The following is a 26236-nucleotide window of genomic DNA, read 5'->3' on the forward strand; positions in this document are numbered from 1 at the left end:
TGATACTGACCGTAGGTTCAGTAGATGAGCGAGCTTCGTTCCATCCCTCTTGGAGATGCGTGTGAAGTCGTGGTGGGGCAGCTTCCGCGCGAGCTGGTGCCCGACGCCGAGGGCTTCCAGGCCCTCTGGGAACTCCATCCGAGCGAGTTCCACGAAATCATGATTCATGGCCGGCAGGTCCCCACGCCGCGGTGGCAGCAGGCCTACGGCGCCGACTATCACTACACGGGCCGGGTCAACCGGGCGCTGCCGCTGGTCGCGCCGATGGAGGCGTGGCTCGCGTGGGCGCGTGAGACCTTCGACGTCCGCCTCAACGGGCTCCTCTTGAACTGGTACGACGGCACGGTGGGGCACTACATCGGCAAGCATCGCGACAGCGACGTCCACCGCGTCGAGGGCTCTCCCATCGTCACGCTCTCCTTCGGCGAAGACCGCGCGTTCCGGATGCGGCCATGGCGAGGCGAGGGGTTCACCGACATCCCCGCGGTGAACGGCGGGGTCATCGTGATTTCGTGGACGACGAACCGGGCCTTCACGCACGAGGTGCCGGCGTCCGCGCGTGCACGGGGACGCCGGATTTCGGTGACGCTCCGGGCCTTCGACACCTGAGCCTGTCTCCTCATGGTCCGTGGAGCGCCTGCATCCGCTCGACGGGCGGCGGCGCCGGGAGCGGTGGGTGCGGCGTCCACTCGCGGAGCATCCGCGCGACGAGGGCATCGACCTGGCCCTCCGCGAGGGCGATGGAGCGCTGGAGCCGCTCACCGCCGAACTCGTCGTACTCGATGGCGACGGAGTCCACGTCCGTGATGCCCATGTAGCCGAACGCGGTGCGGATGCTCGGCTCGACGTGGTTCATGGCCTCCAGCCGCTCGCCGCGTCCGTAGCCGAAGTCTCCCCGGGAGCTGAGGATGACGAGCTTCTTGTGGGCCTCGGTCAGCAGGGGCCAGTACGGGTCCCCGGCGCGTGAGCGGTCGAACCCGAAGGTGCGGCCCACGCGGATGATGTTGTCGATGTAGGCCTTGAACTGCGCGGGCACGTTGAAGTTGTACATGGGCACGCCCGCGACGATGAGGTCCGCGCCGAGCAGCTCGTCCACCAGGGCGTCGCTCTCCGCGAGCACGTCCTTCATCCAAGGCTCGCGCTTCTCGGGCGCGGTGAAGGCCGCGTGAATCCAGGGGCCCGTCACGGGAGCAGGAGGGCTCTGCCCGACGTCCCGGTAGACGACGGTGTCGCCCGGACGGCTTGCCTGCCAGCGGGTGACGAAGCGAGAGGACAGCCGACGCGAGTGGGAGCCATGGGGCGTCTGCCCGGAGGCACCTGAGCGGGCGCTCGAGTCGAGATGAAGAATCCTGGCCATGAGAGGTCTCCAGCAGTGAGTCCGGTTGAGGTCCGCTCATCCATGGAGCGGGCAGGGAGTGAAATAGTGGCCGGCCCCATGGCTGACAAACGTGTATTCCTCAGGCGATGGCTGAGCCTGATTCATCTATGATGGTGCCATGAGGGACCTTCCACCGCTGTCGGCGCTCCGGGCCTTCGAAGCCGCCGCGAGACACCTGAGCTTCAAGAAGGCCGCGGACGAGCTCTCGGTGACGCCCACGGCCATCAGCCACCAGGTCCGCCAGTTGGAGGAGTGGCTGGGGCTGCGGCTCTTCGAGCGTCACGTCCGTCGGGTGGTCCTGACGAAGGAGGGGAAGGAGCTCTTCCCGTCGATGCGAGAGGGGTTCGACACCCTGGTGCGTGGAATCGATGCGCTCCGGGCGCCTCCCGCGCAGGAGGTGCTCACGCTCTCGTCGACGGTCGCCTTCACATCGAAGTGGTTGGTGCCGCGCGTGCCGGCGTTCAGGGCGGCGTGTCCGGGGATGGACCTGCGGCTGCATGCCTCGGACGAAGCCGTGGACCTCCGCGCGGGAGGCGTGGACCTGGCCGTCCGCTACGGCCGAGGGGCACACGAGGGCCTGCGCGCGGAGTTGCTGTTCCAAGACCGCTTCGCGCCGGTGTGCAGTCCTCGCCTGGGCGTGGGGGGCGTGGAGGACCTGGGGCGTCATCCGCTCATCCACTTCGAGTGGCGCCGGGTCGACGACGCGACTCCAACGTGGAGCCGATGGTTCGCGAGCGCGGGGCGGCGCTACCGGGCTCCGGGCGGCGAGCTGCGCTTCTCCGATGAGTCACACGCCATCCAGGCGGCCATCGCGGGACAGGGCATCGCGATGGTGAGCCTGGTGCTCGTGGCGGAGGAGCTGGCCAGCGGGGCGCTCGTGCAGCCCTTCGGGCCGGAGCTGGACGGCTTCGCGTATCACCTCGTCCACCTGGAGACGCCACGCCATGCCGAGCGGCTGGCGCCCATCCGTCAGTGGTTGCTCTCCGAAGCGAAGAAGCTCGAGGCGCGAGCTCCGGTGCGCAAGCGGAAGGGGAACGCCCCTCGTCGGCGCTGACGCCGCGTCAGACCTTCCACCGCCACTCGAGCCCGTCCGGCAGTTCATCGGCGGCGAACTCCAGGTGGAGCACGCGTCGGTGGCCGGGCTTCGTCGCGGGCGAGGAGGCGTGAAGCAGCAGGGGATGGAACGCGAGGACATCGCCTCGGCGCGCGAGACACGTCACGGGGGCGATGCGTGCCTTCTTGTCGTTGATGTCCGCTTCGGTGAGCCGTCCCTGGAGGTGGGTTCCGGGGAGGACTCGGACGGGGCCGTTCTCCTCGCCGCAGTCATCGAGGTGGATTCGCAGGGCCAGCATGCGGTTGAGCAGCGAGTCCGGCGCGAGTGTATGTGTGACGCCTTCTTTGTGCGTCCAGGGCCCGAAGCCAGGTGTCTCGCGCTGCTCGCGGACGGCGATGGTGAGGTCCTGATGCCAGCGGACCTTCCAGTTGGCCTCGGCGGTCTTGTCGAACAGCAGGGCCCTGGCCACGAAGCACTCCCGACCAAGCACTGACTGCGCGAGGGCGCGGACACCCAGGCCCTCCGAGGCGGCTGTGACGGCGGCGGGGACATCCAGGACGTTGCGTTGCCCTCCGCGCCTGGGCGCCTCCGACGGCGCGGTGGTCGAGGGCGGAAAGACGCTCTCCAGCAGCGACAGCAGCTCGGGGGACGCGGCCTGGGGGCGCAGCGCGAACCCGTCGCGGCGCAGCTCCTGGATGAAGGTCTCTCGCCAGTCCATGGGTCCAGCCAGCCATACCCAGATGGCTCCGTCCAGGGCGGATGGGCCGACTGAAACCGAAAGTGGAGCAGTGCGTATCGGGTGCGTTGGGTTCCGGGACACAGGGGCAAGTCGCAACCATGGATACGATATCGAGGGTCGTCGTGTGTGCTGTCCTGTTCATGTCCGCGGGGAGCGCACATGCCGACGAAGGTGTGCGGGAGAAGCTCTCCGAGGCCGTGCGCCTCTTCGAGGCCATCGAGTATGAGCAGGCGCTCTCCGTCCTGGACCAGGCTCGGAAGCTGCCGCAGGCACCTCAGGACGCCATCTCGCTCTTCTTGCTCCGGGGAATCATTCGGGCGGAGCTGGGTCAGTGGAAGGACGCTCGTGCCGATTTTCGCGCCGCACTCTGGCGGAGCCTCGAGGCCGAGCTTCCTCTCAAGGTCTCCCCGAAGGTCGTGGGAGTCTTCGAGTTCGAGCGGGAGAAAGCCCTGGCGCGGCAGCGGGCCAAGAAGAAGGGAGTGGCCCCTCCGGACGTTGGCGTGAAGACCGCAGCGAAAACCGTGCTCGCGGAATCTGGCGAGGTCTCGCGGGGCCCGCTGCCTGCCTCGGAGGTGCCTCCGCGTCCGACGCTGATGCCGCCCGAGGCGCCCTTGGCCTCCGCCGAGCCACGAACGCCCCTGCTCCTCCCGCCGAGCGCGCGACCTCTCGACGCGGAACGGAACGAGATGGGCTTTCGGGTGGCGGGCCGCACCGTCCCGCTGGCGAGCCTGGTGCTGATGGGAGCGGGCGTCGCGGCCGGTGGCTCGGGGGTGTTCTTCGGACTGCGCTCCCGATCACAGGTGGATGCCGCACGCAGGTCGATGGCGGAGGCAGAAGTGCGATGGGAACTCCGGCAGGCACAGGGCAGCGCGACGACGGCCAACAGGCTCTGGGGCACCGCGGGGGTCGCGGTCGCGGGTGCACTGACGACGTGGCTGCTTTTCGGCTCGAAAGAAGGGTTCGACACTCGGGAGGGTGCGCGATGAAGCGCCTGGATAGGGGGTTCGTGGCGGCGGTGCTCCTGCTCGCGGGATGCAGTGTCCCTTCTCCAGACTCGGTCATGGATGAACGGCAGCTGTATCTCTTCATTGAGTATCCCGACACCTACAAGGTGGGCTGCATCCAGGTCATGGGGCCGTCGGGACAAGGTACGGCTGTCGTGTTGGAAACCATCTCTGACCTTGAATCCATGACTCCGCCGTTGACGCTCACTCTGATGCGCCGGCCGGACTGGAGGGGGGGCGTCAAGCTGCTCATCACGGCGCATGAGCAGACCTGTGCCGGGAACGTCGTCGCCAAGGGCGAAGCGGAATACCGTGGCGCCAGTAGGTTCCCTGCGCGTGATGTCTCGCTGGCGATTCATGACGCGGACGGCGATGGGTACATGGCTGATTCCCCGGGGCTGGAGTTTCGGGGCACGGACTGTAACGACAACGCGGCCGCGAGGTCTCCCGGTCTGCCGGAGGTCTGCGACAAGCTCGACAACAACTGTAACGGAGTTGTCAATGAAGGCCTCACGACCTTGTATCTCGACCGGGATGGGGACGGAGAGGGGACTCAGCAAGAAGCAGAGGCAGCCGTGGTCTGTGGGCGCGCGGCGTCTCGGCCCGGCTACGTGACGAACAGCCTGGACTGCGAGGACGGCGACCCCACGGTCGGCAATGCAGGAATCGAGATCTGTGACGCCATCGACAACGACTGCGACGGTGCCGTCGACGAAGGACTGTCATGCGGTGGCACGCTGAAGGAGGTCACCGACTACCACCTGAAGAACCCCTCTGGCGGGAGTGTGTGGAGGACGGTGGTGTCAGCACCCAGTGGTTACCCGGTCTGGATTGCGGGGGAGGGGGGCCGGCTGATGGTTCGCAAGGCGCGGGGCATGAAGTTCGAGAACTTCAGCTACGGCGTCGAGGCGGGCACGACCCAGCCGCTGGGCAGGATCCTGCCGGAGGGAAGTCTGCCGGACGGAAGTCCACCAGCCACTGGCAAGTACTGCTCGGATGGCAATGTCGACTGGAACACCGCCTGGGTGGACTCGGAGGGATGGGTGTATCTGGGAGGCTCGAACGGTCAGCTTGCCATCCATGACGGGCAGGAGTGTCGGTATCAGAAGACGATGCCTCAACGGCAGGGTGTGGTGGGGCTGGTGGGCTTCGAAACCGGTCCGACCACGACCTTGAATCTCGTGACGGCGGATGGCGCCTTGTACTACTGGAGGGATTGGGAGTGGACGGCGGGCAAGGATGCCATTCAGTCGACGAATGGCCGCGTCAGCTCCGTGAGCTTCACGGGCCTCATTGCGGCATCGGCGGAAGCGGGGGATCTCCTGATGTCGACGACCCGGCGCGAAGGGGGCGGCCAGACAGGGGTCGTGCGCTACCACAAATTCCAAAGTGTGTGGGTTCAACAGAGCCTGGGGCCAGAAGCGATACAAGGGGCGATGAACGCCGTGGGCGGCTCCTCCGAAGGTCCAGCCTGCGCCGTGGGAGATTCGGGCGGCGTCTGGACCCGGGTATCTGAGGATCTGTGGAGGCGAGTGCCGCCACCTCTCGGCGTGACGGCTGACTTCAGCGGCGTCGTGAAGTCGCCGCGAGACGACTTCTACATCGTCGACAAGAGCCCCGAGGGGCAGCTGCGCCGCCTGACGAAACACAACACCTGGGCAACCCATCCGCGGCTGCCCGAGGCGGCTGCCCCCCTGTACGGCATCTCGATGACCGGCGCGGGGGAGTTCTGGATAGTGGGACGTGGCCGCGTGTTCCACTATCCAGAGCCGTGACACCCTACACGGTGTCCTGGGCCGCGTGAGACGCGCGGCTCAGTACCACTTCAGGTCATACGTGGGCGTCGGGCGCCAGTCGGAGCCCGCGGGGACGTTGCGCGTGTCGACGACCTTCACCGCGTAGACGCCCGGCGCCACGTTGGTGGAGACCTTGAACTTCATGCAGTGCTGCGCGATGTCCGAGCAGACCAGCGAGCTGGTGCTGGCCAGGAGCGTGCCCAGCGTCCGGGTGTCGTAGTTGTACGCATAGAGCTCCACGCGCAGCCCGCCGACGTTGCGCAGGTTGTAGATCTCCACGGTCATCAGCATGTTGATGTTCGTGGCTCCCAGCACCCAGTCCTGGTCCCCAGCGCGGTGGAAGTTGTGGTTGAGCTGCGGCGTGCCCACGTAGGACGTGGCCGACGTGTGGGAGTTGTCGCTCTCATACGAGTCCGCCGGCGCGAGCAGGCAGTTCGCGGGCGGGCTGAACCCGCCGTCGTTGACGCACACGTTGTTGGAGCAGAGGCAGCCGTTCGTGCAGTCCGCCCCCGTGGTGCAGGCGCGCACCGGCGGGACGTCGCAGTAGCCCGCCGGGGGCGGGGGACCGATGGCGGTCGCGCAGACGCCGCTGATGCAGCCACAGCCACTCCTGCAGTCGAGGTACGTGTTGCACGTCCGGAGCTCCGACGTCTGCTCCTCGAGGACCTCCGGCGTGGGGGCCTCCTCCACGCTTCCGCAGGCCATGAGACACAATGAAACGACAGCGACACTGTATCGAACAATGTTCAAGAGGCTCTCCTGGAATGGAACTCCGCGATGGCACGAGGTGCGCCAGGGAGGTGAGTCAGTGATTGGCTCAGGGTGAAGGGTGTCACGTACCAAGGGGCGTGGCAAAGGTTGCTCCCCGTAGTGCAATCATTACGGTGTTTCGAGGAATTCATTGCGCAGATTCCGCCTCGCAGGTGTTGCGTCACTTCAAGTTCTGCGAGGCGGAGAATTTCGACCGCGTGTCACCGGCTGACGGTGAGGTTGTACGTGTAGTCGATGGGGGCTTGGGTGGGAGACACGCCCGTGACGTGGACGACGTGTTCCCCGGGGGGGGAGGGAGAGCATGAGCCACCAGCCATCGCTGACGCCCGGCTGCGAGGTGCCCTGGAGGCAGGGGTCGGGGAGCTTTCCGACCAGGCTGGGGTCCGCGGCGAAGTGGAACATCCGCGTGGTGTGTCGGTGTGCGGCCGGGTCGATGTCCTGTCCGTCCACCGTCACCTTGAGGTCTCGGAACTGGGCGTTGAAGGCGAAGGCGCCCTGGGTGAGGAAGTCCTCCAGCGTCTGTCCTGGCGCGGGCTGGAAGTCGGGGTCGGGGCAGGGGTGGTCGTTGATGATGACCCACAGCGGGACGAGCACGGGCTTCGCGGCGGGGACCCGGCACGTCCTGCGGTACGTCGTGTCCCCGTCGTACACGGGGACGAAGAAGACGGGCGCGTCCTGGCCGACGCCGCAGTCCTCCTCCAGGATGAGTGCGGGGTTCTGGTGGGCGGGCACCTCGAAGTTCCAGCGGAACCAGGCCTCGGTCCAATCGGTGATGCTCCGTCCCTGGACGGTCTCCTGTGGGGCGAAGACCTTGAGCCCGGGCTCCTCCGAGCCACAGCCTCCAAGTCCAGCCAGGGCCGCCGCATAGAGCACTGTCTCGAGAATCCGTTTCATCGTGGGTACCTCCGTGACGAGAGGTGACCAGGATAGGGATTGGCCTCGGGGTGACCATTCCCCTGAACAGGGGATAGAGTCTTGAGGCATGTCCGACTTCGTCACGTGGCGGGACGCTCGCGGTGCCTTCCGGTTGCTCGACGAGCTGAAGCAACTGGGCCATGACACGCTGGCGTGGCGGCGCCACCTGCTCACCGGACTGAGCACGCTCGTGGGGGCGCAGGTGGGGCTCTCGGCGGAGACACCCGAGGGGGGCCTCCTGGCGCCGCCGCGTCACCTGGGCGCTGTCGACCTGGGCTGGGGAACCCACTCCGACCGACGCACCTGGATGCAGGTGTGTGAGCGTCCCGAGGCGGAGCTGGACCCCTCGGATGAGCGAATCTCGGCGCTGGGGGTGCGCTCGTTCACGCTCCACCGGCGGGAGCTCGCGAGCGACCAGCGCTGGTACAAGTCCATCATCTTCAACGAGCACTACCGGCCCGCCCGGCTCAATCACTATCTCCTGTCCGTGCTCCACGTGCCCGAGTACCGCGCGATGCACTTCGTCTTCTTGTTCAGGGCCCACTCGGACCGGCCCTTCGACGAGCGGGAGCGACAGCTCGTCGGGCACCTGCACGGGGAGCTGGGGGTGCTGTGGAAGGAGGCGAGCGAGGTCCAGTTGCCGCGCCGGCTCCAGCAGACGCTGTCCCTGTTCCAGGCGGGCTGTGGTGAGAAGGAGGTGGCGGACCGGCTGGGCCTCAGTCCCAAGACGGTGCACGACTACAGCAAGGCCCTGCACAGGCGCTTGAAGGTGCGCAGCCGCGCGGAGCTGCTCGCGAAGGCCGCGTCCCTGCCTCGCCCACCACGACTGTTGATGCAGGACGAAGACCTGGCGGGCCCGGCCGGAAGGGTCTGAGTCCAGACAGGGGAGAGGCGACCCGGAGGCAGAGCCCTGCTCGGCCCGGTCCCTTCGGCTTGGAAAATGGGCCCGTATCCTTTCGCGGGCCTCGTTCGTCTCCAGGGGATGGACCCGAGAACTCCAGAGCCCTCCCCCCGCCGCTTGTTCGTCTCCCTCATCGTGTCCCTCGATGGCTACATCGAAGGTCCGAACCACGAGCTGGACTGGTTCCTCGATGGAGACCCTCAGTTCGAGCAGTACTGCGACGAGATGCTCGACTCGGTCGGCGTCGCGCTCTACGGGCGGCGCTCGTACGAGCTGATGGTGAGCTACTGGCCCGACGCGGAGAAGAACCCTCGGACGGAGCGCGACCTCGCCTTCGCCCAGAAGATGAACGCGCTGCCCAAGGTCGTCCTCTCGAGGACGCTGGAGCACGCGACCTGGCGCAACACGCGCATCATCAAGGACGACGTCCTGGAGCACCTCACCGCGCTCAAGCGCGAGCCCGGAAAGCCGCTCGTCGCCTGGGCGGGCGCGGGCCTGGTCGGCACGCTGACGCGGCTGGGGCTGGTGGATGAGTACCGGCTCATCGTCCACCCCGTGCTGCTCGGCGGCGGGACACCGTGGTTCCGAGACATTCCCGGGACACACAAGCTGAACCTGGTGCGCACCACGCAGCTCGGAAAGGGCCTCACCGTGCTGTGTTATGAGCCGGTCCGCTCATGAGCACGCCCACGAAGGACCTGTCGAATCTCGGCGATGGCGTGAAGTCGTCGTGGCAGCGGTTCCTGGATGTCTTCGAGCCGATGCGCCCGGAGCTCTACCGCTACTGCCGCTACCTGACGCGCAGCCCCTGGGCCGCGGAGGACCTGGCGCAGGACACCTTGGCGCGCGCGTTCGTGACGTTGGGGACCTTGTTTCACGAAGTCCCCAACCCTCGGGGGTGGCTGTTCCGCATCGCCTCCAACCTCTGGATGGACCGGGCACGGCGCTCCCGCTTCGAGGAAGTCGTGACGCGCGAGCCGCCCGAGGTGTCCTCGGCGCGGGTGGACGCGCGCGAGCCTCGGGAAGCGGCCGGCACCTTGTTCGTCCAGCTGTCCCCGCAGGAGCGCGCGGCGGTGGTGCTCAAGGATGTCTTCGGGCTGTCCCTGGAGGAGATCGCCGACGCGCTCTCCACCACGGTGGGTGGGGTGAAGGCGGCCCTGCATCGCGGTCGCGGGCGGCTGGCGGACCCGGAGTCCTCTTCCGCGCGGACGGTGGCGCCAAGGGTGCTGGATGCCTTCTGCGAGGCGTTCAACGCGCGAGACCTGGGGCGGCTCACCTCGCTGCTGCTCGACAACGCGGTGGTGGAGATTGTCGGAGTCGTCACGGAGTACGGGACGGAGGCTCCCGCGGACCCTCGCACGGGCTCCTTCGCCGGGACGCTCGCGCCGATCACTTTCGACGAGCGCGGCGGGGTTCCTCCCGAGCTGCTGGAGGGCTACCTCGTCACGAGCCCCCGGTGCTCGGTCCAGGCGTACCGCGACACGCACCTGCTCCTGTTCTGGTACGAGCACGTCGACGGGCTCAAGGTCCGCACCGTGATGACCGTGGACGTGGAAGGCGACGCCATCGTCCGCGTCCGCAACTACTTCTTCACGCCCGACGTCATCCGGGAAGTGTGCGAGGAGCTCCAGGTTCCCTACCGGGTCAACGGCTATCGCTATTGGCCGGCCCGGCACTGAGAACGGCTCGGGGGCCGCGCGGCTCGGGGCCTGATTCCAATACAGATTGTGACGGAAGGTCTGCCCGAGTCCCTCGCTGGGACTCAGGGTGGGTCCTGTCTGTCCCGGGGCTTTGTTTGAGGAGAAATGTGATACGAGAAGAAAGTTCCTGAAAACCGGAGGCTTGCCTTGACGTTGTTTCGGATGTGTCTGACTTCGCTGCTGGTCTTGTTGGTCGCATGCGGAGGTTCAGACCCGGCGGAGACGCCCGACGCTGGACAGACTCCGCGGGATGCGGGGAACGAGAGGCCAGACTCGGGCTCCGACAGGCCGGACTCGGGAGGAGAGACCCCGGATTCAGGCGGTGAGGTTCCTGACTCCGGCTCGGAGACGCCGGACTCGGGGGGCGGGGTTCCGGACTCCGGCTCGGAGACGCCGGATTCCGGCTCGGAGACGCCGGACTCGGGTGGCGAGGTTCCGGACTCCGGCTCGGAGACGCCGGACTCGGGTGGCGAGGTTCCGGACGCGGGCTCGGAGACGCCGGACTCGGGTCCTGGGACGCCGGACTCGGGTCCTGGGACGCCGGACTCGGGCTCGGAGACGCCGGATGGCGGCGGGGCGCCGGTGAGCGTCATCGCGAACTGGGGCTTCGAGGAGTGGCCGGGTGCGCTTCCGACGCGGTGGTTCGGGAGCACGTCGAACATCGAGAGGGCGGACGTGCAGAAGGTGACGGCGCAGGCGTTCGAGGGTGTGAACGCGGTCCGGCTGGTCAACCCGTCGGGAACGCACAAGCGCTTCAGCACCGAGGCGATGACGATGCCCTCGGGCCGCTACACCTGCACCTACCAGGCGCGGGGCGAGGGCGAGGTCCGCAACGCGTTCTACGGCACGGACTACTCCTCCTATTCGTCCTACACCACCGTCAACCCCGACGCGTGGAAGGCGGTGACGTACTCGTTCAACGTCGCCAGCGACATCTACGACACGTTCGAGCTCATCTTCAGTGTTCGGAACACCCTGGGTGGGCATGTGGTCATCGACGACGTGCGCTGCACGCGCACTCCCGAGCCGTGTGACCAGGTCAGCTGTGAGTCGTGGGAGCGGTGCGTGAATGCCACCGCGACGTGTGAGCCGCTCTCCGGCCGCTGCAACAGCGCGACGGATTGCAGCGAGTGGCAGGTCTGTGACGCGGAGAACCGGTGCGTGGTCGCCGAGAGCCGCTGCACGCGTCACGCGGACTGCGCGGGGACTCCGCAGACGCCGCTCTGCGACTTCTCCGAGCACCAGTGCATCGAGGGCAACCCGTGCGCGGGTGTCACGTGCAGCAACCCCGCGACGACGTGCAACCCCACCAGCGGCGTGTGTGAGCTGGCTCCGGGGGCGTGCTTCACGACGCTGGACTGCCGTGGCGAACTGCCGGCGTGTGACCCGTCGACCCGTCGCTGTGTCGCCGCCAGCCACGCGTCGAACATCATCCCCAACGGTGGCTTCGAGATCTGGGACACGTTCTCGGTTCCGTACCAGGGGACCCACTACCTGCCGGTCTCCTGGTACGGCATGGACAATGGCATCGCGGACCCCGGGACGGAGATCAAGGCCTCGCGGCTGGTGCCCTACACGAGCGTGGTGCACGGCGGAGCGACGGCGCTCCAGTTCGTGGTGCCCATCCAGGTCGCCGAGCGCTTCTCCTCCGTGAAGTTCAACGTGGAGAGCGGCAACTACTCCTGCTCCTATCGGGTGAGGGGCCACGGCAACATCCGTCACCGCATCTACTCGAGCGCGGGCTGGAGCAAGCAGACGGACATCCTCGTGGTCGACAGCAACGAGTGGCAGCCGGTGTTCTTCCGGTTCACGGGCAACGTGCGCGACTGGCGGCTGTTCTTCTACCCGAGCCGCAGCGTGGCGGACCGCGACCACCTGCAGGTCGACGACGTGGTCTGCACGAAGGACTGAGCCCGCTTCGGAGCGCGCGTCGTGTCAGCAGGAGCGACGCGCGCTCGGGCGGGGCGCCGGGTAGGCGCATGTGTGGTCGGGCTGTCGGGTGGGCGACCGATGATTTTCGAGGTCCTGGGCCGTCAATGAGTGCAAAGGCTCCGATGGACGGGCCAGCACATTGAGCGAAAGAGGACCTGCCATGGCAATCAAGAGCGCGACCCCCTACCTGGTGTTCGGCGGCAAGGCGGAGGAGGCCATTGCCTTCTACAGCGGTGCGCTGGGGGCGAAGGTGCAGACGCTTCAGCGCTTCGGGGACATGCAGCCCGACTGTCCCGCGGCGATCAAGAACTGGGTGGCGCACGCGGTGATTCAGTTCGACAGCGGCGCGACCCTCATGCTGAGCGACGGCTCCCCGGAGGACAAGCCGACGCCAGGCAGCTCCACGCACGTCGCGCTCGACATCGACAGCGCGGCGCAGGGGAAGGCGGCGTTCGACGCGCTCTCGAAGGGTGGAACCGTCAGCCAGCCCCTCATCGAGGCTCCTTGGGGCGCGCAATTCGGTGCGCTCCAGGACCGCTACGGCATCCGCTGGATGTTCAACGTGGCGAAGGGTTAGAGGGCTTCGTTCATGCGGGCGGGGTGCGAAGAATCCCGTTCGCGATGACCTCCTGGGCGTCCTTCGGGAAGCCCAGCAGCAGCTCTCCGCCGCAATCCAAGCGGAGGGCTTCCTGGGCGAGCTGCGTGGTCATGAACAGCTCCTCGATAAGCCGCACCTCCGTGCGAGCCCATCGCCTGCCAGCCGATGCCGTGAGGACGCGCTCCAGGGCGGAGTCGAAGTCCGCCTTGGGCAGCCACCGCAGCAGGTCCACCAGCCGGTCCGCGTCGAACGTAGGGAGAGACGTGCCCCTGCCCGTGATGGCGCGAAGGGCCTGAGGGCCTTGGCCCTTGGGGATGAATGACAACTGCTCGGAGGTCAGGACGCAGTGTCCCTGGGACGCTCCGTGCTTCGCGGAGAAGAGGGCCACGGACTCCAGCCGTGCGCCGGTGCGGAGGGCCTCTCGCAGAGGCGCCCATCTCACCAACTCCACGAGCGCGGACAGGTTCGCTGCGTCTGCCTGGCTTCGGGCGAACACGCCCCAGTCGGGGCTCGCACGAAGCTCGCGTGTGGTGGCGTTGAGTGGGAGTCCTTCGTCGGGCAGGGCCTCCAGTCGCACGCACCGAGGTCCCTTGAGCGCGGAGCGCCAGAGCAATCGCTCACTCGTGAGCCGCACCCTCCCGGCTCCCGGCATCCAGCTTCGCCAACCCGCGCCGGGTCCGAGCAACGATGCGCGGCTCCATCCTGCCTGGGTCTCGAAGATGAGCACCTCGCGCAGGTCCGGCTCCCAGCTCGAGGCCTGTCGCGCCAACGCCTCGAGTCGGGTCAGCGCGGCTTCGAGGGAGGCTTCTCCCGCGAGGACACCCAGGGCCTCCAACCGCTTCTTCACGAGGGTGTGAAGCCGCGCTCGGCCCTCCTCGACCTTCCTCGCGGCTTGGAGCACGGGAGTGTTCGCGGGCCAGCGCTCCACCTCCGCGCGGCGATGGATGCGAGACAGGGCCTCGCGCACGGCCTCCGCGTTGCTCACGAGGCTGGCAATCCGCGTCGGACTTCGCGCCAGCTCGCGCTGCCACCCACGACTCGCGAGCACCTGTTCGAGCTCGGCCTGGGCGTCCCGAGCCGCCACGACGAGGGCGGCACGTCCCTCGAGCTGACGCTCCACATCGGAGGGCTGGGGCTTCTCGGTCATGGAGCGGACGCTCACTCCGCCTGGAACACGATGTGCCCTTGGCGCAAGGTCAGCCGCACCCGCGACAGTGCTTCAATCTCCCGCGTGGGGTCTCCCTGGACGACGACGACATCTCCGTCCAGGCCGGGCGCGAGGCGTCCGAACCGCTCCGCCTGATGGAACTGCGCCGCGGGCTCCGTCGTCAGGCTGGCCAGGATGCGGTGGAAGTCCATCCCCGCCTCCTTCATCAACACATACTCACGAAGGGGACTGACATCGGGCTCGTAGCCCGCATCCGTCCCGAACAGGACGCGTCCGCCCAGCGCCACATGGCGCGCGAGCTGCTTCTGGGAGGCCGCCACCTGGCGCGCGATGACGTCCTCGGGCGCACCCGCGCGCTTGAACTCCGGCTCCCACAGCGACAGCGTGGGAATCAGCGCGACACGCTCCGCGATGATGCGCTGCTGAAGGGCCTCCGGGATTTCTTCGGCCGAGGAGACCGTGTGCGCGAGCACATCCACGCCTCCCTCGACCGCCGCGGTGACTCCCGACACATTGGTGGGATGGGCAAACACGGGCTTGCCCCGAGCATGTGCCTCCTGCGTGGCCACGCGGATGCTGTCGCCCGCCATCACCGGAAAGGGCCGCTGCCGGGTCACCGAGACGGTGAAGAGCTTGATGGCATCCTTCCCCTGCGCGTCCAGCGCCTGCTGGACCACGGCCCGCGTCACCTCGGGAGTGGTGGCCTCTGGCAACGTGCCCGGCGGCAGGTACACCGGAGCGCCATGGAGCGGCACCAGGCCACCCCCCGCGCCGAGGAGCCCGGGGCCTCGCACCTCTCCACTCTGGATGCGCCGCTGGATGGCCTCCAGGACGCCCGGCGCGGAGCCCAGGTCATACGCACGCACAAAGCCATACCGGAGGAGGAAGTCCTGGAGCTGGCGCTCGAGCTGCGCGGCCGGCATCGTCGCGGCTTGTTCCCAGACAGGCGCCGTGAAGTGGACATGGCTGCTCCAGAACCCGGGCAGCACCGTGTGCCCCGTGACATCCACGACCCGGGTCCCCTCCGGAAGGCTCACGCTGTCCCGAGGCCCCACCGCGCTGATCCTGCCGCCCGTGATGAGCACCACGCCATCGGCGATGGACGCGGCGCCAGGGGCGGGATGAATCGTCCCTCCCACGAGCGCAATCGCCGGCTCACCTCGCGCGATGTCTGTCGTTGCCCCAGGAAGCGTCCGGCAGCCCACGCCGCTCGCGAAGAGCGCGGCCCATCCCAGTGCCAGGACACTCCACCCCACGAAGCCACTCCGCCGTGTCGTCATGGCGGCGCTCTTAACATCGGCCTGGGCCGCTGACCAACGGCCCGCCACCCCCTGCGACAATCGGCCCCAGGAGGCATCAAGGCCTCACGCCTGTGTGCGCCACCGCTCGACCATGAGGTCGATGAACCGCCGCACCTTCGCCGGGAGGAAGCGCTTGCTCGGGTAGAGCGCCGAGATGGGCACGGGGTCGGTGGCACACGTCGGCAACAGGGCCTCGAGCCGGCCACGGGCAAGGTCCTCGTCGACCAGGAAGCGCGGGAGATAGGCAATCCCCAGGCCCGCGACCGCGGCATTCCGAATCGCCTCGCCACTGTCGAGGCGGAGCCGGCTCCGTCCCTCCACGCTCACCCACGCACCGCCCTTCTCGCGCAGGCGCCAGCGCTGCCGCTGCGTCCGGCTACAGAAGTGCAAGCAGTCATGCTCCGCGAGCGCCTCCAGCGAGGCGGGTGCTCCATGCGCTCGGAGATACGCGGGCGCGGCGCAGACGACCGCCTCGTCCTGTCCCACGAGCCGTGACACCAGTCGGATGTCGGGGCTGGACACGTTGATGCGCACGGCCAGGTCGTAGCCCTCCTCGATGATGTCCACGACGCGGTCGGTGATGCTCACCTCCACCTGCACCTCGGGCCAGGCCCGCAGGTACTCCTCCAACAAGGGCAGCACCAGCAGTCGCCCGAAGGCATCGGGCACCGTGAGCCGCAAGACGCCCCGAGGTGTCCCCGGACGCTGACCGACGCTCGCCTCCGCGTCATCCAGCGCCGCGCGCACCTGCAGGCAGTGCTCATGGAAGACGCGACCATCATCGGTGAGGCTCACCTGTCGCGTGGTGCGATGGAGCAGGCGCACCCCGAGCCGCGCCTCCAGCCGCGCCAGGGCCTTCCCCGCCGCCGAGCGCGTCAATCCCAGGGCCCGGCCACCGCCCACGAAGCTCCCCGCCTCCACGACGGCCATGAACGCGAGCATCTCATCCCACGGGGCGCGCTTCATGGAGGGCCTTTCATTGTCGCGCCCGCGTCGGCGCAGTGGGGACTCCCGGTCGTCAATGGTCTCGCTATACGAGCCACCCGACACTTTCAACCGGAGCACTCACATGCCTGTCGTCCTGCTCAACCCCGAAGGACTCCCGAAGACCGAGGTCTACCGCCAGGTGGCCATCGCCACCGGCACCCGGCAGGTACACATCGCGGGGCAGGTCTCCTGCGACGCCCAGGGGCAGCTCGTCGCGGAGGGCGACCTGGCCGGACAGGTGGCGCAGGCGTGCCGCAATGTCTCCACCGCCCTGGCCGCCGCGGGGGCCTCGTTCAAGGACGTCGTGCGGCTCACGTTCTACGTCGTCGACTGGAAGCCCGAGCAGATGCCGGACTTCCTCGCGGGCATCGAGCGGGTCTCCCAGGAAGTGCACCGCGCGCCCGCGCCGGCCACGCTCATTGGCGTCTCCACGCTCTTCGCGCCGGGCTACCTCGTGGAGATTGAAGCCACCGCGGTCGTGGACTGAGCCACGTCGCTGGAACCGGTTGCGAAATCGAGCGAGCGGGGATGGGAGCGGCGGAAGCCGACGAGGCAAGACATGCCAGGGCGGACGCCCACCGCTTCGGAGGGGCCGCGGGGGGCTCGGTGTTCCTGACGGGGCGCTTCGTGCCTTGGTATGGGAACAGGTCCTGGGGGGCGACGGGGTGCGCTTCGATGACTCGAGCGCGGTGCGGGAGGCCTGGGACAGGAACCTGGGCCCGCTGTAGACGAGCCCAGGTCTCGAGGTGAGAGGGATTACTTGACGCACACGGCCCGGCCGCGCTTGACGGGAGAGAGGTCCATTTCCCAGGTGCGGGTGCCGGCGTTGTAGCTGACGCTCACGCCGTCGTCATAGCTGTCCTGATTGAAGCGGCCGCCGAACTCGGTGAGGAAGCAGGCGACGCCACCCGGGTTGTAGGCGAGGTCGTGGTGGATGGCGTCAGCGCCGGAGATCAACAGCCAATTGCCGTGGACTTCAGGGAAGTCGACGCACAGGGCGCGGGCGCCGCCGTCATCGGCGAGGTCACCGCCGAGGTACCAGTTGATGTTGTCATTCCAGACGCGGACGGAGTCGGCGGTGGAGTCGAAGGCGCCGGAGGCTTCAATCCGGGTGAGGAAGCAGCGGCGGTTGGGCGTCACGGCGCCGAGGAGCTTGGCGGCCTCGCCCTTGGACCACACGACCTCGGGGGTGCGGTTGGCGGCGGTGTTGACGCACTGGACGTTCGTGGAGAGGGCTCTGTCCACGTATTGGTTGATGGAGACGACCCACTGGTCCCCGAGGAGGTGGGCGCCGGCGAAGGCCCGACTGATGTCGTCAGGGGTGGCCGGCTGGAGGCTGCCGCCGAGGCCTGTGAGGAAGCAGGTGCGGTTGGTGGAGGTGCCGATGGACGTGTAGGTGAATTCGGCCTGGTTTGTTCGCCACGTATAGGTGCCGGAGAGGCTGACCTGTTGCTCGGCCTGGCCGATGGCCTCATCGGCGACGGCGGGAACGTCGGCGGCGAGGGGCTCGCCGCCGCAAGCGGCGGTGAAGGTGACGAGAGGGAGGGCGAGGAGGAGGTTGCGCACGGAGAGACCCGTTCCATTCAATGACAGCCACGCGCGAGCGGAAGGCCGCACCCCGAGCGTGGCCGAGGGGGCTCCGGACCGGAACACCGCGTCATGCGGGTCCGAATCACGGAGTGAGCCCGGGGAGAGCAACCCGAGTGCCAGGGCATGCTCCGGGACGGGACGCGTGAGGAATGGCACTGCTTGCCGCGAGGACGGGGCAAACATTGCCAGTCGCGGCAGTGATTGCACGGAGGACCTCCGTGGTTCGAGGGAGGACCTCGAGGACCCGGCAGCGTGGTGCTCGACGCCTGTGGGCGTCACTGTGCGCGGGTGTTCGAAGGGACCGCCCGATGGATTCTCAGTTGACGTCCTCGCGCGCGAGGAGCTGGATTCCTCCGCACAGCGGGCAGAACGCGCTGAAGGTCTTCACGTCCGAGTCCGGGGGCATCTCGGGGAAGCGCAGCCGCGCCATGGTGCTGGGCGCATCGAAGGCCTCGCTCCAGCCGCACTTGTCGCACGGCGCGATGAGCCAGTTCGCCCGCTCCTGGAGATACTTCTCCGTCACCTGGAGCGGGTGGGCCAGGCCCGTCCCCGTGATGAAGCGGAGCTCATCATCCTGGCGGATGCCTCGGAGCTGGTGAGGCGCGTTGAGCAGCCGGGCGACGTAGACCCAGGTGTCGCCGAGCGAGTCCACCTGCGACGGCGTCGCCTGTTCGAGATTCAGGAGCGCCCGCCGCGCCGGGCCCTGCTCCGCGCGCAGGACGCGAACCCAACACATCTCGGGCGCGCGCTGCGTCCGCCGAGGCTCACCGTCATGCACCATCACCTGCAAGTCGTTCGGGTGCCGCTCATGAAAGAGCCCCTGGAGAGACGGGTCCTTGCGCCAAGGAGACTCCGGGTCCGGCTGGGGCCCGTAGTGCACCAACCATGACGGCGTGGCGGGCAGGCCCCGCGCGGAGACCTCCTCGGACGTGAGGACCTGAAAGGGAAAGCCTCCGGGGAGCCGCACGGTGAATGAGGGCTGCTCGATGAGCTCCTCCGAGCTCTCGGGGCCTCCCTTGGCGGACAGCCCCGCGTCCGGGTCGACGTACGTGAAGCCGAGAAACCGCTCCTGGAATTGCCATGGCAAATCCATCCACACCCAGCATCCCCAGGGGATGGCGCCCGGTGCCTTGTCTGGTGGAGAAGCGGCCTTCATCCGCACGGCGTTCGAGAGCTCCGACGGGCGCGGCATGGTCGAGGTGCCACGGAATCTCCTTCGGAACCAGTCGAACATCCTCTCAGTCTGCCATGGATTCCGCGAAACTCCTCTCAAGGCATGCGCTCGCCCCGTGGCCCTGGCTCCACGGGAGGGGGCGGCCCACCCGCCGAGACCTGGGTGAACGGAATCTTTTGCGTCACATTTCGTTCAGTTGCGCGATGAGTCTGTCCTTGCTGCTCGCCCAGGCCTCGCCCGGTGCTCGCCCGCTTGTCTATCTTCGACGCCTGCGGGGCCTTTCACCGTGGATGCTCCTCGCGCTGGTCTTCCTGACGGGGTGTCCGCTCGCGGAGAACTACACGGACGAGGAGGGGCCTCGGTATGGCGGAGACCATCGGGTCCCCGCCTCCGGCCCGGAGGAGGCGCCGTCCTCGCTGACCGTCGTCACCTTCAACCTCTCCTTCGCCGAGCACGTGACGGAGGCCATCACGGCCTTCCATCGCTCCCCGCTCGCGGGCGCGGACATCATCGCGATGCAGGAGATGGATGCTCCCGCCGTGGACCGCATCGCGAGGGAGCTCGGGATGACCTATGTCTACTACCCGGCCTCCGTGCAGGTGGATGGAGGGGACTTCGGCAACGCGCTGCTGAGTCGCTGGCCCATCATCGCGGACAGGAAGCTCCACCTTCCGCACGACGACCCGTATCACCAGCGCCGGCGCATCGCCGTCATCGCGACGGTGGATGTCCATGGCACCCCCGTGGAGTTGGTCTCCGTGCACAACTCCACGCCCATCGTCGGGCTGGGCGGACGGCTGGACCAGGCGGAGGCCATCATCGATGCCATCGACGGCAGCGGACCCTTGCGAGTGATTGCCGGCGACTTCAACACCTCCGACCCGGGGAGCCAGGGGCAGACGGTGAAGCTGTTCTCGAAGCGGAACTTCCAATGGGCCTCGGAGGGCGTGGGGGACACCGTGGAGTCGGTGATTGGCGGCTTGCCGCTCGACTATGTCTTCGCCCAGGGGCTGCCGGTGCTGGAGCGCGGCGTGGACAGGCGCCCCGCGGGCAGTGACCACCATCCGGTCTGGGTGCGCTTCGCATGGCCCCAGTGATGTCTCGGCTCACCCTTCGCGCCCTGGGCGTAGGGGGCGTCCTCCTGATGGCTCCGGGGTGCTTGAGCGGAGCGCGGAACCTGGGCGCGGCGACGACGCCCGTAGGGACGACCGAAGTCGGCGTGTCGATGAACGCGATCGCCTTCGAGCACGGCCGGGAGAAAGCCTATCTCCCCATCCCCGAGCTCCATTTCCGCAAGGGCGCGGGGGAGGGCTGGGATTGGGGCGGACGTCTCACACTGCTGGGCCTGGAGCTGGGAACGCGGCACCGCGTCCTCGAGAGCCCTTCGTGGACCCTGTCGCTCGCCCCGAGCGCGGGCCTCTGGTACGTGCCCGTCACCAACAACTACTCGGAGCCCATCAACCTGCGCCTCGGCGCGCAGGCGCTGCTGGACTGGCGGGTCAGCCGGCGGTGGACACTCACCGGAGGCGCGTCGCTGACGGGGGCCTTCGCGGGGCCGCTCACGGCGGTGCAAGGCCGGTTCAATGGCTCACACCTGCTGGCGGCTCCCGGCGGCTCGCTGGGCATCGCGTATCGCCTGAAGCCCAACCTCGAGGTGCGCGCCGAGGGGGGCTTCGAGCTGCCCATGGAGCTGAGCGGAGGCCGGCGTCCGATGACCGGCCATGCCGGGCTGACGCTGCGCTGGTGGCGCGACGACGCCCGGCGACGGTGAGGGCTACGGCTTCACGTCCTTCGGCCGAGGGAACAGCGGCGGGTTGAGCCGCGTGAAGCCGTCGAGGTTGTAGTAGGGCGTGTAGGGGTAGGGCGGCGTCTGGAAGCTCACGGCCTCCAGCTTCGCCAGGTGCTCCTTCGAGAGCGACCACCCCACGGCGCCGAGGTTGTCGCGCAGCTGCGCCTCGTTGCGCGCGCCAATGATGACGCTGCCGACCGTCGGCCGGGTCGTCAGCCAGTTCAGCGCGATTTGAGGCACGCTCTTCCCCGTCTCCTTCGAGATGTCGTCGAGCACGTCGATGACGCGGTAGAGGTGCTCGTCGTCGACGACGGGGCTCATGGTGGCGGTCTGGTGGAGGCGGCTCTCCTTCGGCAGGGGTTGCCCGCGCCGCACCTTGCCGGTGAGGCGGCCCCAGCCGAGCGGGCTCCACACCATCGTGCTGACGTTCTGGTCGACGGCGAGGGGCATGAGCTCCCACTCGTAGTCGCGCCCGACGAGCGAGTAGTAGGCCTGGTGGACGACGTGCCGCGGGTAGCCGTGGCGGTCGGCGATGGCCAGTGACTTCATGAGCTGCCAGCCCGCGAAGTTCGAGGCGCCGACGTAGCGGATCTTCCCCTGCCGCACGAGCTGGTCCAGCGTCGAGAGCACCTCCTCGATGGGCGTGCCCGCGTCGAAGGCGTGCAGTTGGAAGAGGTCGATGTAGTCCGTTCCCAGCCGCCGCAGCGCGCTCTCCGTCGCGCGGATGAGCCGGGCCCGCGAGGAGCCCGCGTCCTGGGGCCCGTCGCCCGTCGGGAGCGAGGCCTTCGTCGAGATGAGGACCTGGTCGCGCCGTCCCTTGATGGCCGCGCCGAGCACCTCCTCCGACGCGCCGTTCGAGTACACGTCGGCGGTGTCGAACAGCGTCACGCCCGCCTCCAGGCAGAGGTCGACGAGCCGCCGCGCCTCGCTGATGCCCGTGTCGCCCCACGCGCTGAACAGCGGCCCCTGCCCACCGAACGTGCCCGCGCCGAAGCTGAGGACAGGCACCTGAAGCCCGGAGGCCCCTAGACGTCGATACTCCATGACTTGCTCCATTTCCGGCCCTTGGGACTGCTCCGGCCGACGGTGCGTCATGTAGCGACCACGCCCCCTGGGATGAAACAGGTCGCGAGGCACAGCGCCTGGGCGCTGAATTCACAGGTGCCGCGGGCCCGGAGCATGGAGGCTGGGGGCGCGCAAGTGGCTGGAAATCCAAGGGAGTCTCGGGGCACTTCCTCCGGAGTCCGGAGGAATCGAGGGCCGTGTCGATTCGCTTCCAGTGGGTTCGTCGCCGTGGCAGAGGCAAGGCATTCGGCCCGGCTCGACCCAGGAGACTCACACGATGAAGTTCATGGTCATGCACAAGGTGACGGAGGAGATGGAGAAGGGGACCCCGCCGACGCCCGAGGAGATGGAGGGGGTGGGGCAGCTCATCGGGGAGGCGCTGCAGAAGGGAATCTTCGTCTCGGGCGAAGGGCTCCAGCCGACATCGCAGCGGATGCACCTGGCCTACAGGAAGGGCCTGAGGACCCTCACCAAGGGGCCGTTCTCGGACCTGAAGGAGCGCGTGGCCGGCTTCACGCTCATGTGCGTGCGGTCGAAGGAGGAGGCCCTCGCCTGGTGCGACAAGTTCGCGGCCGCGGTGGGTGATGTCGAGCTGGTCCTGGGGGCTGTCAACGAGCCGTGGGACGTGGGCATGGGGCCGAAGCCGGAGAACGCGCCGCTGCGCTTCTTGTCGCTGCACATGGCGGATGAGCGCTCGGAGAAGGACCTGCCGCGAGAGCCGTGGCACGCGGAGCGGTTGAAGGTGCTCTTCGAGGAGATGACGCGGGTGGGGGTGCTCCAGGTCTCCGCGGAGCTGGCGAGCACGCGGCGGGGTTCGCGCGTCCACTTCGAGGGTGGGCGGCACACGGTCATGGACGGACCGTTCGCGGAGTCGAAGGAGCTGGTCGCGGGCTACGCGGTGCTCGAGCTGCCGTCGAAGGAGGAGGCCGTCGAGTGGTCGACGCGCTTCGGCGCGGTCGTGAAGGTCCGCGAAATCGATGTCCGCCTGCTGGCGGAGTGACTCGGTGGGCGCCCTCCAGGGGCGGTGAGGCCGTGCCCTGGGGGGGGCAGTGTGCTAATCCAGGAGGGTCGTAAGACGTTTCTCCACCCTTCAGCCCGGAAGACCTCCATGGCAGGCAGCAGTCTATTTGCGCTCATCGACGACATCGCGACCATCCTGGATGACGTCTCCATCCTGACGAAGGTGGCGGCGAAAAAGACGGCGGGCGTGCTTGGAGACGACCTGGCGCTCAACGCCCAGCAGGTGACGGGCGTGAACGCGGACCGAGAGCTGCCGGTGGTGTGGGCGGTGGCGAAGGGCTCGCTCGTCAACAAGGCCATCCTGGTCCCCGCGGCGCTGGCCATCAGCGCGTTGGCGCCCTGGCTGGTGACGCCGCTCTTGATGGTGGGTGGCGCGTTCCTCTGCTTCGAGGGCTTCGAGAAGCTGGCGCACAAGTTCCTGCACAGCGAGGAGGAGGACGAGGCGCACCGGGCCGAGTTGCGCGAGGCGGTGGCGAATCCGGCCGTGGACCTGGTGGCGCTGGAGAAGGACAAGATCAAGGGCGCGGTGCGCACCGACTTCATCCTCTCCGCGGAAATCATCGCCATCACCCTGGGCACGGTGGCCGCGGTGAACTTCGCCACGCGCGTCTCGGTCCTGGTGGGCATCGCGCTCATCATGACGGTGGGCGTGTATGGGCTGGTGGCGGGCATCGTGAAGCTGGACGACGCGGGCCTGTACCTCACCCGTCAGGCGGGCGCCTTCCAGCGCCGGCTGGGGGCGGGCATCCTCCGCGCGGCGCCGATGCTGATGAAGTTCCTCTCCGTGGCGGGCACGGCGGCCATGTTCCTGGTGGGGGGCGGCATCCTCGTGCACGGCATCTCCGGCCTGCACCACGCGGAGGAGTCCTTCACCGCCTGGGCCTCGACGGTGCCGGGGGTGGGCAGCGTCCTGGGGGGCCTTGCGTCCATGCTGCTCAACGCCGCGGTGGGCCTGGGCGCCGGAGCCGTGACGGTGCTGCTCTTCACCGTGGGCCAGAAGCTGTTCAAGAAGAACAAGCGCGCGAAGTAGCAGGGAGCACCCGAAGGGTCACGGCGCGCGTGCGGCTCTGACGCGCCCCCGTGGCCCTTCATTGATTTGACGTAACTTGGTAACCAAGTTAGGACTGGCGGTGTGCCAGGCTCGTCCCGACAGAAGCCGCAGCGTGCCGCGGAGCTCGTGCTCGAGGCGCTGTGCATCGCCATCTTCGACGGCAAGCTCAAGGAGGGGGACTCCCTGCCTCCGGAGCGGGTCCTCGCGGAGACGCATGGTGTCTCGCGCATCATCGCGCGCCAGGCGGTGCATACGCTGGTGGATGCGGGACTCGTCGAGGCGCGGCAGGGTGGGGCCTCGCGCGTGCTCGATGTCGCCGCCGCGGATGGCCGGGCGCTGGAGTTGCTCTTCCGCTATGGCTCCCGCCTTCGAGGCGGAGGCGCTCGGCTCCGTGAGGAGTTGGTCGAGTACCGGCTCCTGTACGTGGTGATGATGCTCGACGCCGCGCATCGCAAGGCGACCGACGAAGAGCGGCGCGCCTTGCTCGCGCTCGTGGAGGCGTGTCCCGTCCAGCCCTCCGAGGCGCGGGCCCGCCAGCTCGACACGGACTTCTGGCGGCACGTCACCGCGATGGGCCGGAATCAAATCATGCGGATGGAGATGGCCCTGTGGGAGCGCTGGGTGGACCCGAGCGCTCCGCTGGATGGCAAGGCCGACGAGCTGCGCTGGTTCTACCACGTGCTCGCCAAGCAACTGCTGTCGCGCCAGGACCCGGTTCCCTTCTACCTCGCGACCATCCGTCCGACGTTCGCCCCTGCTTCCCGCTGAACCCGGTGTGGCCGGCACCGGTGTGTGTATTGGCTTGTCCGCTCAACTTGGTAACCAAGATGGGAGTCCAGATGAGACGCTTCAATCGGGTGGGTGCCCTGGCTTCGATTTCCCGGCGGTCCTTGCTGAAGTGGCCCGCGGCGACGTGTGCGGTGTCCATGTTGGGAAGCAGTGAGGGCGTGGCGCACCCCCGGGGCCGGGAGGTGGATGTCGCCGTCGTGGGCGCGGGGCTGTCTGGCTTGAGCGCGGCACGGATGCTCGCTCGTGCGGGGCGCAGCGTCGTGGTGCTCGAAGCGCGCGACAGGGTGGGCGGCCGCACCTTGAACCAGCGCACCGTGGGGAATCGCCAGGTCGATGGGGGTGGACAGTGGGTGGGGGGGAGTCAGACACGGGTCATGGCGCTCGCGGATGAGCTGGGCATCCAGCGGGTCGCGCAGCACGAGGCCGGGCTTCGCGTCGCCTGCGTCCAAGGCACACGCGTCACGTTCGAGAAGGAGGTTCCCGGTGCGGAGACGCTGCACGTCCAGGCGGTGCTGGAGGGCTTGTCGCGGCAGGTTCCGCTCGAGGCGCCGTGGAGTGCTCCGGGCGCCGCGCTGCTGGATGCGCGGAGCGTCGCGGACTGGCTCCAGGCGAACAACGTCGGGGAGGAGGCGCGAGGCGCCGTGGCCGGGACGATCGGAACCACGCTGAGCGCCCGCCCCGAGAACATCTCCCTGCTCTGGTTCCTCTTCTACCTGCGCTCCGCGGGAGGCTTCACGGCGCTCAACGAGGACGCGCAGCAGTACCGGCTGGAGGGCGGCGCCCAGGCCCTCTCGCTGCGGCTCGCGGAGGCGCTCGCGGGCAGCGTCGTGCTGGGGGCACCCGTTCGCCGCATCAAGGGCTGGTGCACGGACTCCGTGGTGATTCACTCCGACGCGGGCACGGTGCGCGCACGCCGCGCCATCGTCGCGATGATGCCAAGGGACGTGCAGCGCATCGACTTCACGCCCGAGCTTCCACGCTCGCGGGAGGCGCTCCAGCGGTACTGGGGCGCGAGCGCGGGCTTCAAGGTGCACCTCGTCTTCGACCGTCCTTTCTGGCGAGACGAGGGGCTCGCGGGGGTGGGCTTCACGGACTCAGGGGTGGTGGAGTTGACGTTCGACAGCACACCGGCGGATGGCTCGGTGGGCGTCTTGCTGGCCTTCGTGAGTCCCGAGGCGGCGCGACTGCCCGCGACTGTGCGGCGTGCGCGTGTCATCGAGGATGTCACGAAGCTCTTTGGCGAGCAGGCGCGCGTGCCTCGGGACTACCTCGAGCAGGACTGGGCGCGCGAGACATGGAGCGCGGGCTGCGTCTCTCCCCTGCCTCCGGGGCTGATGTCGTCGTGGGGCAGTGCGCTCAAGGCCCCCGCGGGGCGCATCCACTGGGCGGGCACGGAGACATCGGGAGTCTGGTGTGGCTATCTCGACGGAGCCATTCGCGCGGGCGAGCGCGCCGCGGCCGAGGTGCTGTCGCTGCTCTGACGGCTGGGGCGTCGAGCACCTCGCGCGGATGGA

General features: G+C 68.3%; 26 protein-coding genes. 16 read left to right on the forward strand and 10 right to left on the reverse strand.

The genetic code is table 11. From position 1 onward, the window contains the following. Nucleotides 1-24: 24 nt before the first annotated feature. Nucleotides 25-609: an alpha-ketoglutarate-dependent dioxygenase AlkB gene (locus tag MYSTI_RS09855; RefSeq protein WP_015347596.1), complete on the forward strand. Its 585-nt coding sequence runs from the start codon at nucleotides 25-27 to the stop codon at nucleotides 607-609. A 10-nt stretch (nucleotides 610-619) separates the two neighbouring features. Here the strand turns inward: MYSTI_RS09855 and MYSTI_RS09860 are convergent, their stop codons facing one another. Further along, complete coding sequence (locus MYSTI_RS09860) at nucleotides 620-1357, reverse strand: FMN-dependent NADH-azoreductase (protein WP_015347597.1); 738 nt, start codon at nucleotides 1355-1357, stop codon at nucleotides 620-622. Between the two features lie 139 nt (nucleotides 1358-1496). Between MYSTI_RS09860 and gcvA the strand changes: the two genes are divergently transcribed. After that, the gene (gene gcvA, locus MYSTI_RS09865; RefSeq protein ID WP_015347598.1) at nucleotides 1497-2432 is read left to right on the forward strand and encodes a transcriptional regulator GcvA; all 936 of its coding nucleotides are present in this window, start codon (nucleotides 1497-1499) and stop codon (nucleotides 2430-2432) included. 7 nt (nucleotides 2433-2439) lie between these two features. Here gcvA and MYSTI_RS09870 read toward each other — a convergent pair whose 3' ends face one another. Next, nucleotides 2440-3150: a phytanoyl-CoA dioxygenase family protein gene (locus MYSTI_RS09870; RefSeq protein WP_015347599.1), complete on the reverse strand. Its 711-nt coding sequence runs from the start codon at nucleotides 3148-3150 to the stop codon at nucleotides 2440-2442. Nucleotides 3151-3293: 143 nt separating this feature from the next. On the opposite strand from MYSTI_RS09870, the gene MYSTI_RS43730 reads away from it, so the two are divergent. Both MYSTI_RS43730 and MYSTI_RS09880 read left to right on the forward strand, forming a co-directional pair. Continuing rightward, nucleotides 3294-4157, forward strand: a complete 864-nt coding sequence (locus MYSTI_RS43730) for a tetratricopeptide repeat protein (protein WP_052350968.1) — start codon at nucleotides 3294-3296, stop codon at nucleotides 4155-4157. Then, complete coding sequence (locus MYSTI_RS09880; protein WP_015347601.1) at nucleotides 4154-5950, forward strand: putative metal-binding motif-containing protein; 1797 nt, start codon at nucleotides 4154-4156, stop codon at nucleotides 5948-5950. The genes MYSTI_RS43730 and MYSTI_RS09880 overlap by 4 nt, the downstream gene beginning before the upstream one ends. 39 nt (nucleotides 5951-5989) lie before the next feature. Here the strand turns inward: MYSTI_RS09880 and MYSTI_RS09885 are convergent, their stop codons facing one another. Both MYSTI_RS09885 and MYSTI_RS09890 read right to left on the reverse strand, forming a co-directional pair. Then, complete coding sequence (locus MYSTI_RS09885) at nucleotides 5990-6676, reverse strand: hypothetical protein (protein ID WP_015347602.1); 687 nt, start codon at nucleotides 6674-6676, stop codon at nucleotides 5990-5992. A 231-nt stretch (nucleotides 6677-6907) separates the two neighbouring features. Next, on the reverse strand, nucleotides 6908-7636 hold the full coding sequence (locus MYSTI_RS09890; RefSeq protein WP_015347603.1) for a hypothetical protein: 729 nt from the start codon (nucleotides 7634-7636) through the stop codon (nucleotides 6908-6910). 88 nt (nucleotides 7637-7724) lie between these two features. On the opposite strand from MYSTI_RS09890, the gene MYSTI_RS09895 reads away from it, so the two are divergent. From MYSTI_RS09895 to MYSTI_RS09915, 5 genes are all read left to right on the forward strand, one after another. Further along, nucleotides 7725-8531, forward strand: coding sequence for a helix-turn-helix transcriptional regulator (locus MYSTI_RS09895; protein WP_015347604.1), 807 nt, complete (start codon nucleotides 7725-7727; stop codon nucleotides 8529-8531). 144 nt (nucleotides 8532-8675) lie between these two features. Next, a complete protein-coding gene (locus MYSTI_RS09900) occupies nucleotides 8676-9239 on the forward strand; it encodes a dihydrofolate reductase family protein (protein ID WP_233278223.1) in 564 nt (187 codons plus the stop codon). Next, a complete protein-coding gene (locus MYSTI_RS09905) occupies nucleotides 9236-10237 on the forward strand; it encodes an RNA polymerase sigma factor (RefSeq protein WP_015347606.1) in 1002 nt (333 codons plus the stop codon). The genes MYSTI_RS09900 and MYSTI_RS09905 overlap by 4 nt, the downstream gene beginning before the upstream one ends. A 183-nt stretch (nucleotides 10238-10420) precedes the next feature. Next, entirely contained in the window at nucleotides 10421-12169 is a 1749-nt protein-coding gene (locus MYSTI_RS09910) for a hypothetical protein (protein WP_015347607.1), read from the forward strand. A gap of 181 nt (nucleotides 12170-12350) precedes the next feature. Next, entirely contained in the window at nucleotides 12351-12767 is a 417-nt protein-coding gene (locus MYSTI_RS09915; protein ID WP_015347608.1) for a VOC family protein, read from the forward strand. A 10-nt stretch (nucleotides 12768-12777) separates the two neighbouring features. Here the strand turns inward: MYSTI_RS09915 and MYSTI_RS09920 are convergent, their stop codons facing one another. The 3 genes from MYSTI_RS09920 to MYSTI_RS09930 all read right to left on the reverse strand — a co-directional run bounded on the left by MYSTI_RS09920 (nucleotide 12778) and on the right by MYSTI_RS09930 (nucleotide 16223). Continuing rightward, nucleotides 12778-13935: a hypothetical protein gene (locus MYSTI_RS09920; protein ID WP_015347609.1), complete on the reverse strand. Its 1158-nt coding sequence runs from the start codon at nucleotides 13933-13935 to the stop codon at nucleotides 12778-12780. 11 nt (nucleotides 13936-13946) lie between these two features. Further along, nucleotides 13947-15236, reverse strand: coding sequence for an amidohydrolase family protein (locus MYSTI_RS09925; protein ID WP_052350969.1), 1290 nt, complete (start codon nucleotides 15234-15236; stop codon nucleotides 13947-13949). Nucleotides 15237-15320: 84 nt separating this feature from the next. Then, nucleotides 15321-16223: a LysR family transcriptional regulator gene (locus tag MYSTI_RS09930; protein ID WP_015347611.1), complete on the reverse strand. Its 903-nt coding sequence runs from the start codon at nucleotides 16221-16223 to the stop codon at nucleotides 15321-15323. A gap of 103 nt (nucleotides 16224-16326) precedes the next feature. On the opposite strand from MYSTI_RS09930, the gene MYSTI_RS09935 reads away from it, so the two are divergent. Further along, entirely contained in the window at nucleotides 16327-16731 is a 405-nt protein-coding gene (locus tag MYSTI_RS09935) for a RidA family protein (RefSeq protein WP_015347612.1), read from the forward strand. A 269-nt stretch (nucleotides 16732-17000) separates the two neighbouring features. Here the strand turns inward: MYSTI_RS09935 and MYSTI_RS09940 are convergent, their stop codons facing one another. Next, entirely contained in the window at nucleotides 17001-17810 is an 810-nt protein-coding gene (locus MYSTI_RS09940) for a hypothetical protein (RefSeq protein ID WP_044279439.1), read from the reverse strand. Between the two features lie 340 nt (nucleotides 17811-18150). After that, a complete protein-coding gene (locus tag MYSTI_RS09945) occupies nucleotides 18151-19026 on the reverse strand; it encodes a hypothetical protein (protein ID WP_044279441.1) in 876 nt (291 codons plus the stop codon). A 185-nt stretch (nucleotides 19027-19211) separates the two neighbouring features. On the opposite strand from MYSTI_RS09945, the gene MYSTI_RS09950 reads away from it, so the two are divergent. Both MYSTI_RS09950 and MYSTI_RS09955 read left to right on the forward strand, forming a co-directional pair. Continuing rightward, nucleotides 19212-20105, forward strand: coding sequence for an endonuclease/exonuclease/phosphatase family protein (locus MYSTI_RS09950; RefSeq protein ID WP_015347615.1), 894 nt, complete (start codon nucleotides 19212-19214; stop codon nucleotides 20103-20105). Further along, on the forward strand, nucleotides 20093-20779 hold the full coding sequence (locus MYSTI_RS09955) for a hypothetical protein (RefSeq protein WP_233278224.1): 687 nt from the start codon (nucleotides 20093-20095) through the stop codon (nucleotides 20777-20779). The genes MYSTI_RS09950 and MYSTI_RS09955 overlap by 13 nt, the downstream gene beginning before the upstream one ends. 3 nt (nucleotides 20780-20782) lie before the next feature. Here MYSTI_RS09955 and MYSTI_RS09960 read toward each other — a convergent pair whose 3' ends face one another. Beyond that, nucleotides 20783-21841: an aldo/keto reductase gene (locus MYSTI_RS09960; protein ID WP_015347617.1), complete on the reverse strand. Its 1059-nt coding sequence runs from the start codon at nucleotides 21839-21841 to the stop codon at nucleotides 20783-20785. Between the two features lie 298 nt (nucleotides 21842-22139). On the opposite strand from MYSTI_RS09960, the gene MYSTI_RS41670 reads away from it, so the two are divergent. From MYSTI_RS41670 to MYSTI_RS09980, 4 genes are all read left to right on the forward strand, one after another. Further along, nucleotides 22140-22862 carry a YciI family protein gene (locus tag MYSTI_RS41670; RefSeq protein WP_015347618.1) on the forward strand — a complete coding sequence of 241 codons (723 nt, stop codon included), beginning with the start codon at nucleotides 22140-22142 and terminating at the stop codon, nucleotides 22860-22862. A gap of 108 nt (nucleotides 22863-22970) precedes the next feature. Next, nucleotides 22971-23912, forward strand: coding sequence for a DUF808 domain-containing protein (locus tag MYSTI_RS09970; RefSeq protein ID WP_015347619.1), 942 nt, complete (start codon nucleotides 22971-22973; stop codon nucleotides 23910-23912). Nucleotides 23913-24014: 102 nt separating this feature from the next. Continuing rightward, the gene (locus MYSTI_RS40610; RefSeq protein WP_015347620.1) at nucleotides 24015-24701 is read left to right on the forward strand and encodes a FadR/GntR family transcriptional regulator; all 687 of its coding nucleotides are present in this window, start codon (nucleotides 24015-24017) and stop codon (nucleotides 24699-24701) included. A 158-nt stretch (nucleotides 24702-24859) separates the two neighbouring features. Then, nucleotides 24860-26203, forward strand: a complete 1344-nt coding sequence (locus MYSTI_RS09980; RefSeq protein ID WP_044283485.1) for a flavin monoamine oxidase family protein — start codon at nucleotides 24860-24862, stop codon at nucleotides 26201-26203. Nucleotides 26204-26236: the final 33 nt, after the last annotated feature.

This window comes from Myxococcus stipitatus DSM 14675, from assembly GCF_000331735.1.
GTDB classification, from domain to species: domain Bacteria; phylum Myxococcota; class Myxococcia; order Myxococcales; family Myxococcaceae; genus Myxococcus; species Myxococcus stipitatus.

Bases quoted from the DNA above. Each gene is read 5' to 3' on its own strand.
- MYSTI_RS09945 (WP_044279441.1), bottom strand. From the start codon at position 19,026: ATGCCGCGCCCGTCGGAGCTCTCGAACGCCGTGCGGATGAAGGCCGCT.
- MYSTI_RS09920 (WP_015347609.1), bottom strand. From the start codon at position 13,935: ATGACCGAGAAGCCCCAGCCCTCCGATGTGGAGCGTCAGCTCGAGGGA.
- MYSTI_RS09905 (WP_015347606.1), top strand. From the start codon at position 9,236: ATGAGCACGCCCACGAAGGACCTGTCGAATCTCGGCGATGGCGTGAAG.
- MYSTI_RS09950 (WP_015347615.1), top strand. From the start codon at position 19,212: ATGAGTCTGTCCTTGCTGCTCGCCCAGGCCTCGCCCGGTGCTCGCCCG.
- MYSTI_RS09925 (WP_052350969.1), bottom strand. From the start codon at position 15,236: ATGACGACACGGCGGAGTGGCTTCGTGGGGTGGAGTGTCCTGGCACTG.
- MYSTI_RS09970 (WP_015347619.1), top strand. From the start codon at position 22,971: ATGGCAGGCAGCAGTCTATTTGCGCTCATCGACGACATCGCGACCATC.
- MYSTI_RS09890 (WP_015347603.1), bottom strand. From the start codon at position 7,636: ATGAAACGGATTCTCGAGACAGTGCTCTATGCGGCGGCCCTGGCTGGA.
- MYSTI_RS09930 (WP_015347611.1), bottom strand. From the start codon at position 16,223: ATGAAGCGCGCCCCGTGGGATGAGATGCTCGCGTTCATGGCCGTCGTG.
- MYSTI_RS09955 (WP_233278224.1), top strand. From the start codon at position 20,093: ATGGCCCCAGTGATGTCTCGGCTCACCCTTCGCGCCCTGGGCGTAGGG.
- MYSTI_RS09855 (WP_015347596.1), top strand. From the start codon at position 25: ATGAGCGAGCTTCGTTCCATCCCTCTTGGAGATGCGTGTGAAGTCGTG.
- MYSTI_RS09885 (WP_015347602.1), bottom strand. From the start codon at position 6,676: ATGGCCTGCGGAAGCGTGGAGGAGGCCCCCACGCCGGAGGTCCTCGAG.
- MYSTI_RS09860 (WP_015347597.1), bottom strand. From the start codon at position 1,357: ATGGCCAGGATTCTTCATCTCGACTCGAGCGCCCGCTCAGGTGCCTCC.
- MYSTI_RS41670 (WP_015347618.1), top strand. From the start codon at position 22,140: ATGAAGTTCATGGTCATGCACAAGGTGACGGAGGAGATGGAGAAGGGG.
- MYSTI_RS09870 (WP_015347599.1), bottom strand. From the start codon at position 3,150: ATGGACTGGCGAGAGACCTTCATCCAGGAGCTGCGCCGCGACGGGTTC.
- MYSTI_RS09935 (WP_015347612.1), top strand. From the start codon at position 16,327: ATGCCTGTCGTCCTGCTCAACCCCGAAGGACTCCCGAAGACCGAGGTC.
- MYSTI_RS09960 (WP_015347617.1), bottom strand. From the start codon at position 21,841: ATGGAGTATCGACGTCTAGGGGCCTCCGGGCTTCAGGTGCCTGTCCTC.
- MYSTI_RS09915 (WP_015347608.1), top strand. From the start codon at position 12,351: ATGGCAATCAAGAGCGCGACCCCCTACCTGGTGTTCGGCGGCAAGGCG.
- MYSTI_RS09980 (WP_044283485.1), top strand. From the start codon at position 24,860: ATGTTGGGAAGCAGTGAGGGCGTGGCGCACCCCCGGGGCCGGGAGGTG.
- MYSTI_RS09910 (WP_015347607.1), top strand. From the start codon at position 10,421: ATGTGTCTGACTTCGCTGCTGGTCTTGTTGGTCGCATGCGGAGGTTCA.
- gcvA (WP_015347598.1), top strand. From the start codon at position 1,497: ATGAGGGACCTTCCACCGCTGTCGGCGCTCCGGGCCTTCGAAGCCGCC.
- MYSTI_RS09895 (WP_015347604.1), top strand. From the start codon at position 7,725: ATGTCCGACTTCGTCACGTGGCGGGACGCTCGCGGTGCCTTCCGGTTG.
- MYSTI_RS09880 (WP_015347601.1), top strand. From the start codon at position 4,154: ATGAAGCGCCTGGATAGGGGGTTCGTGGCGGCGGTGCTCCTGCTCGCG.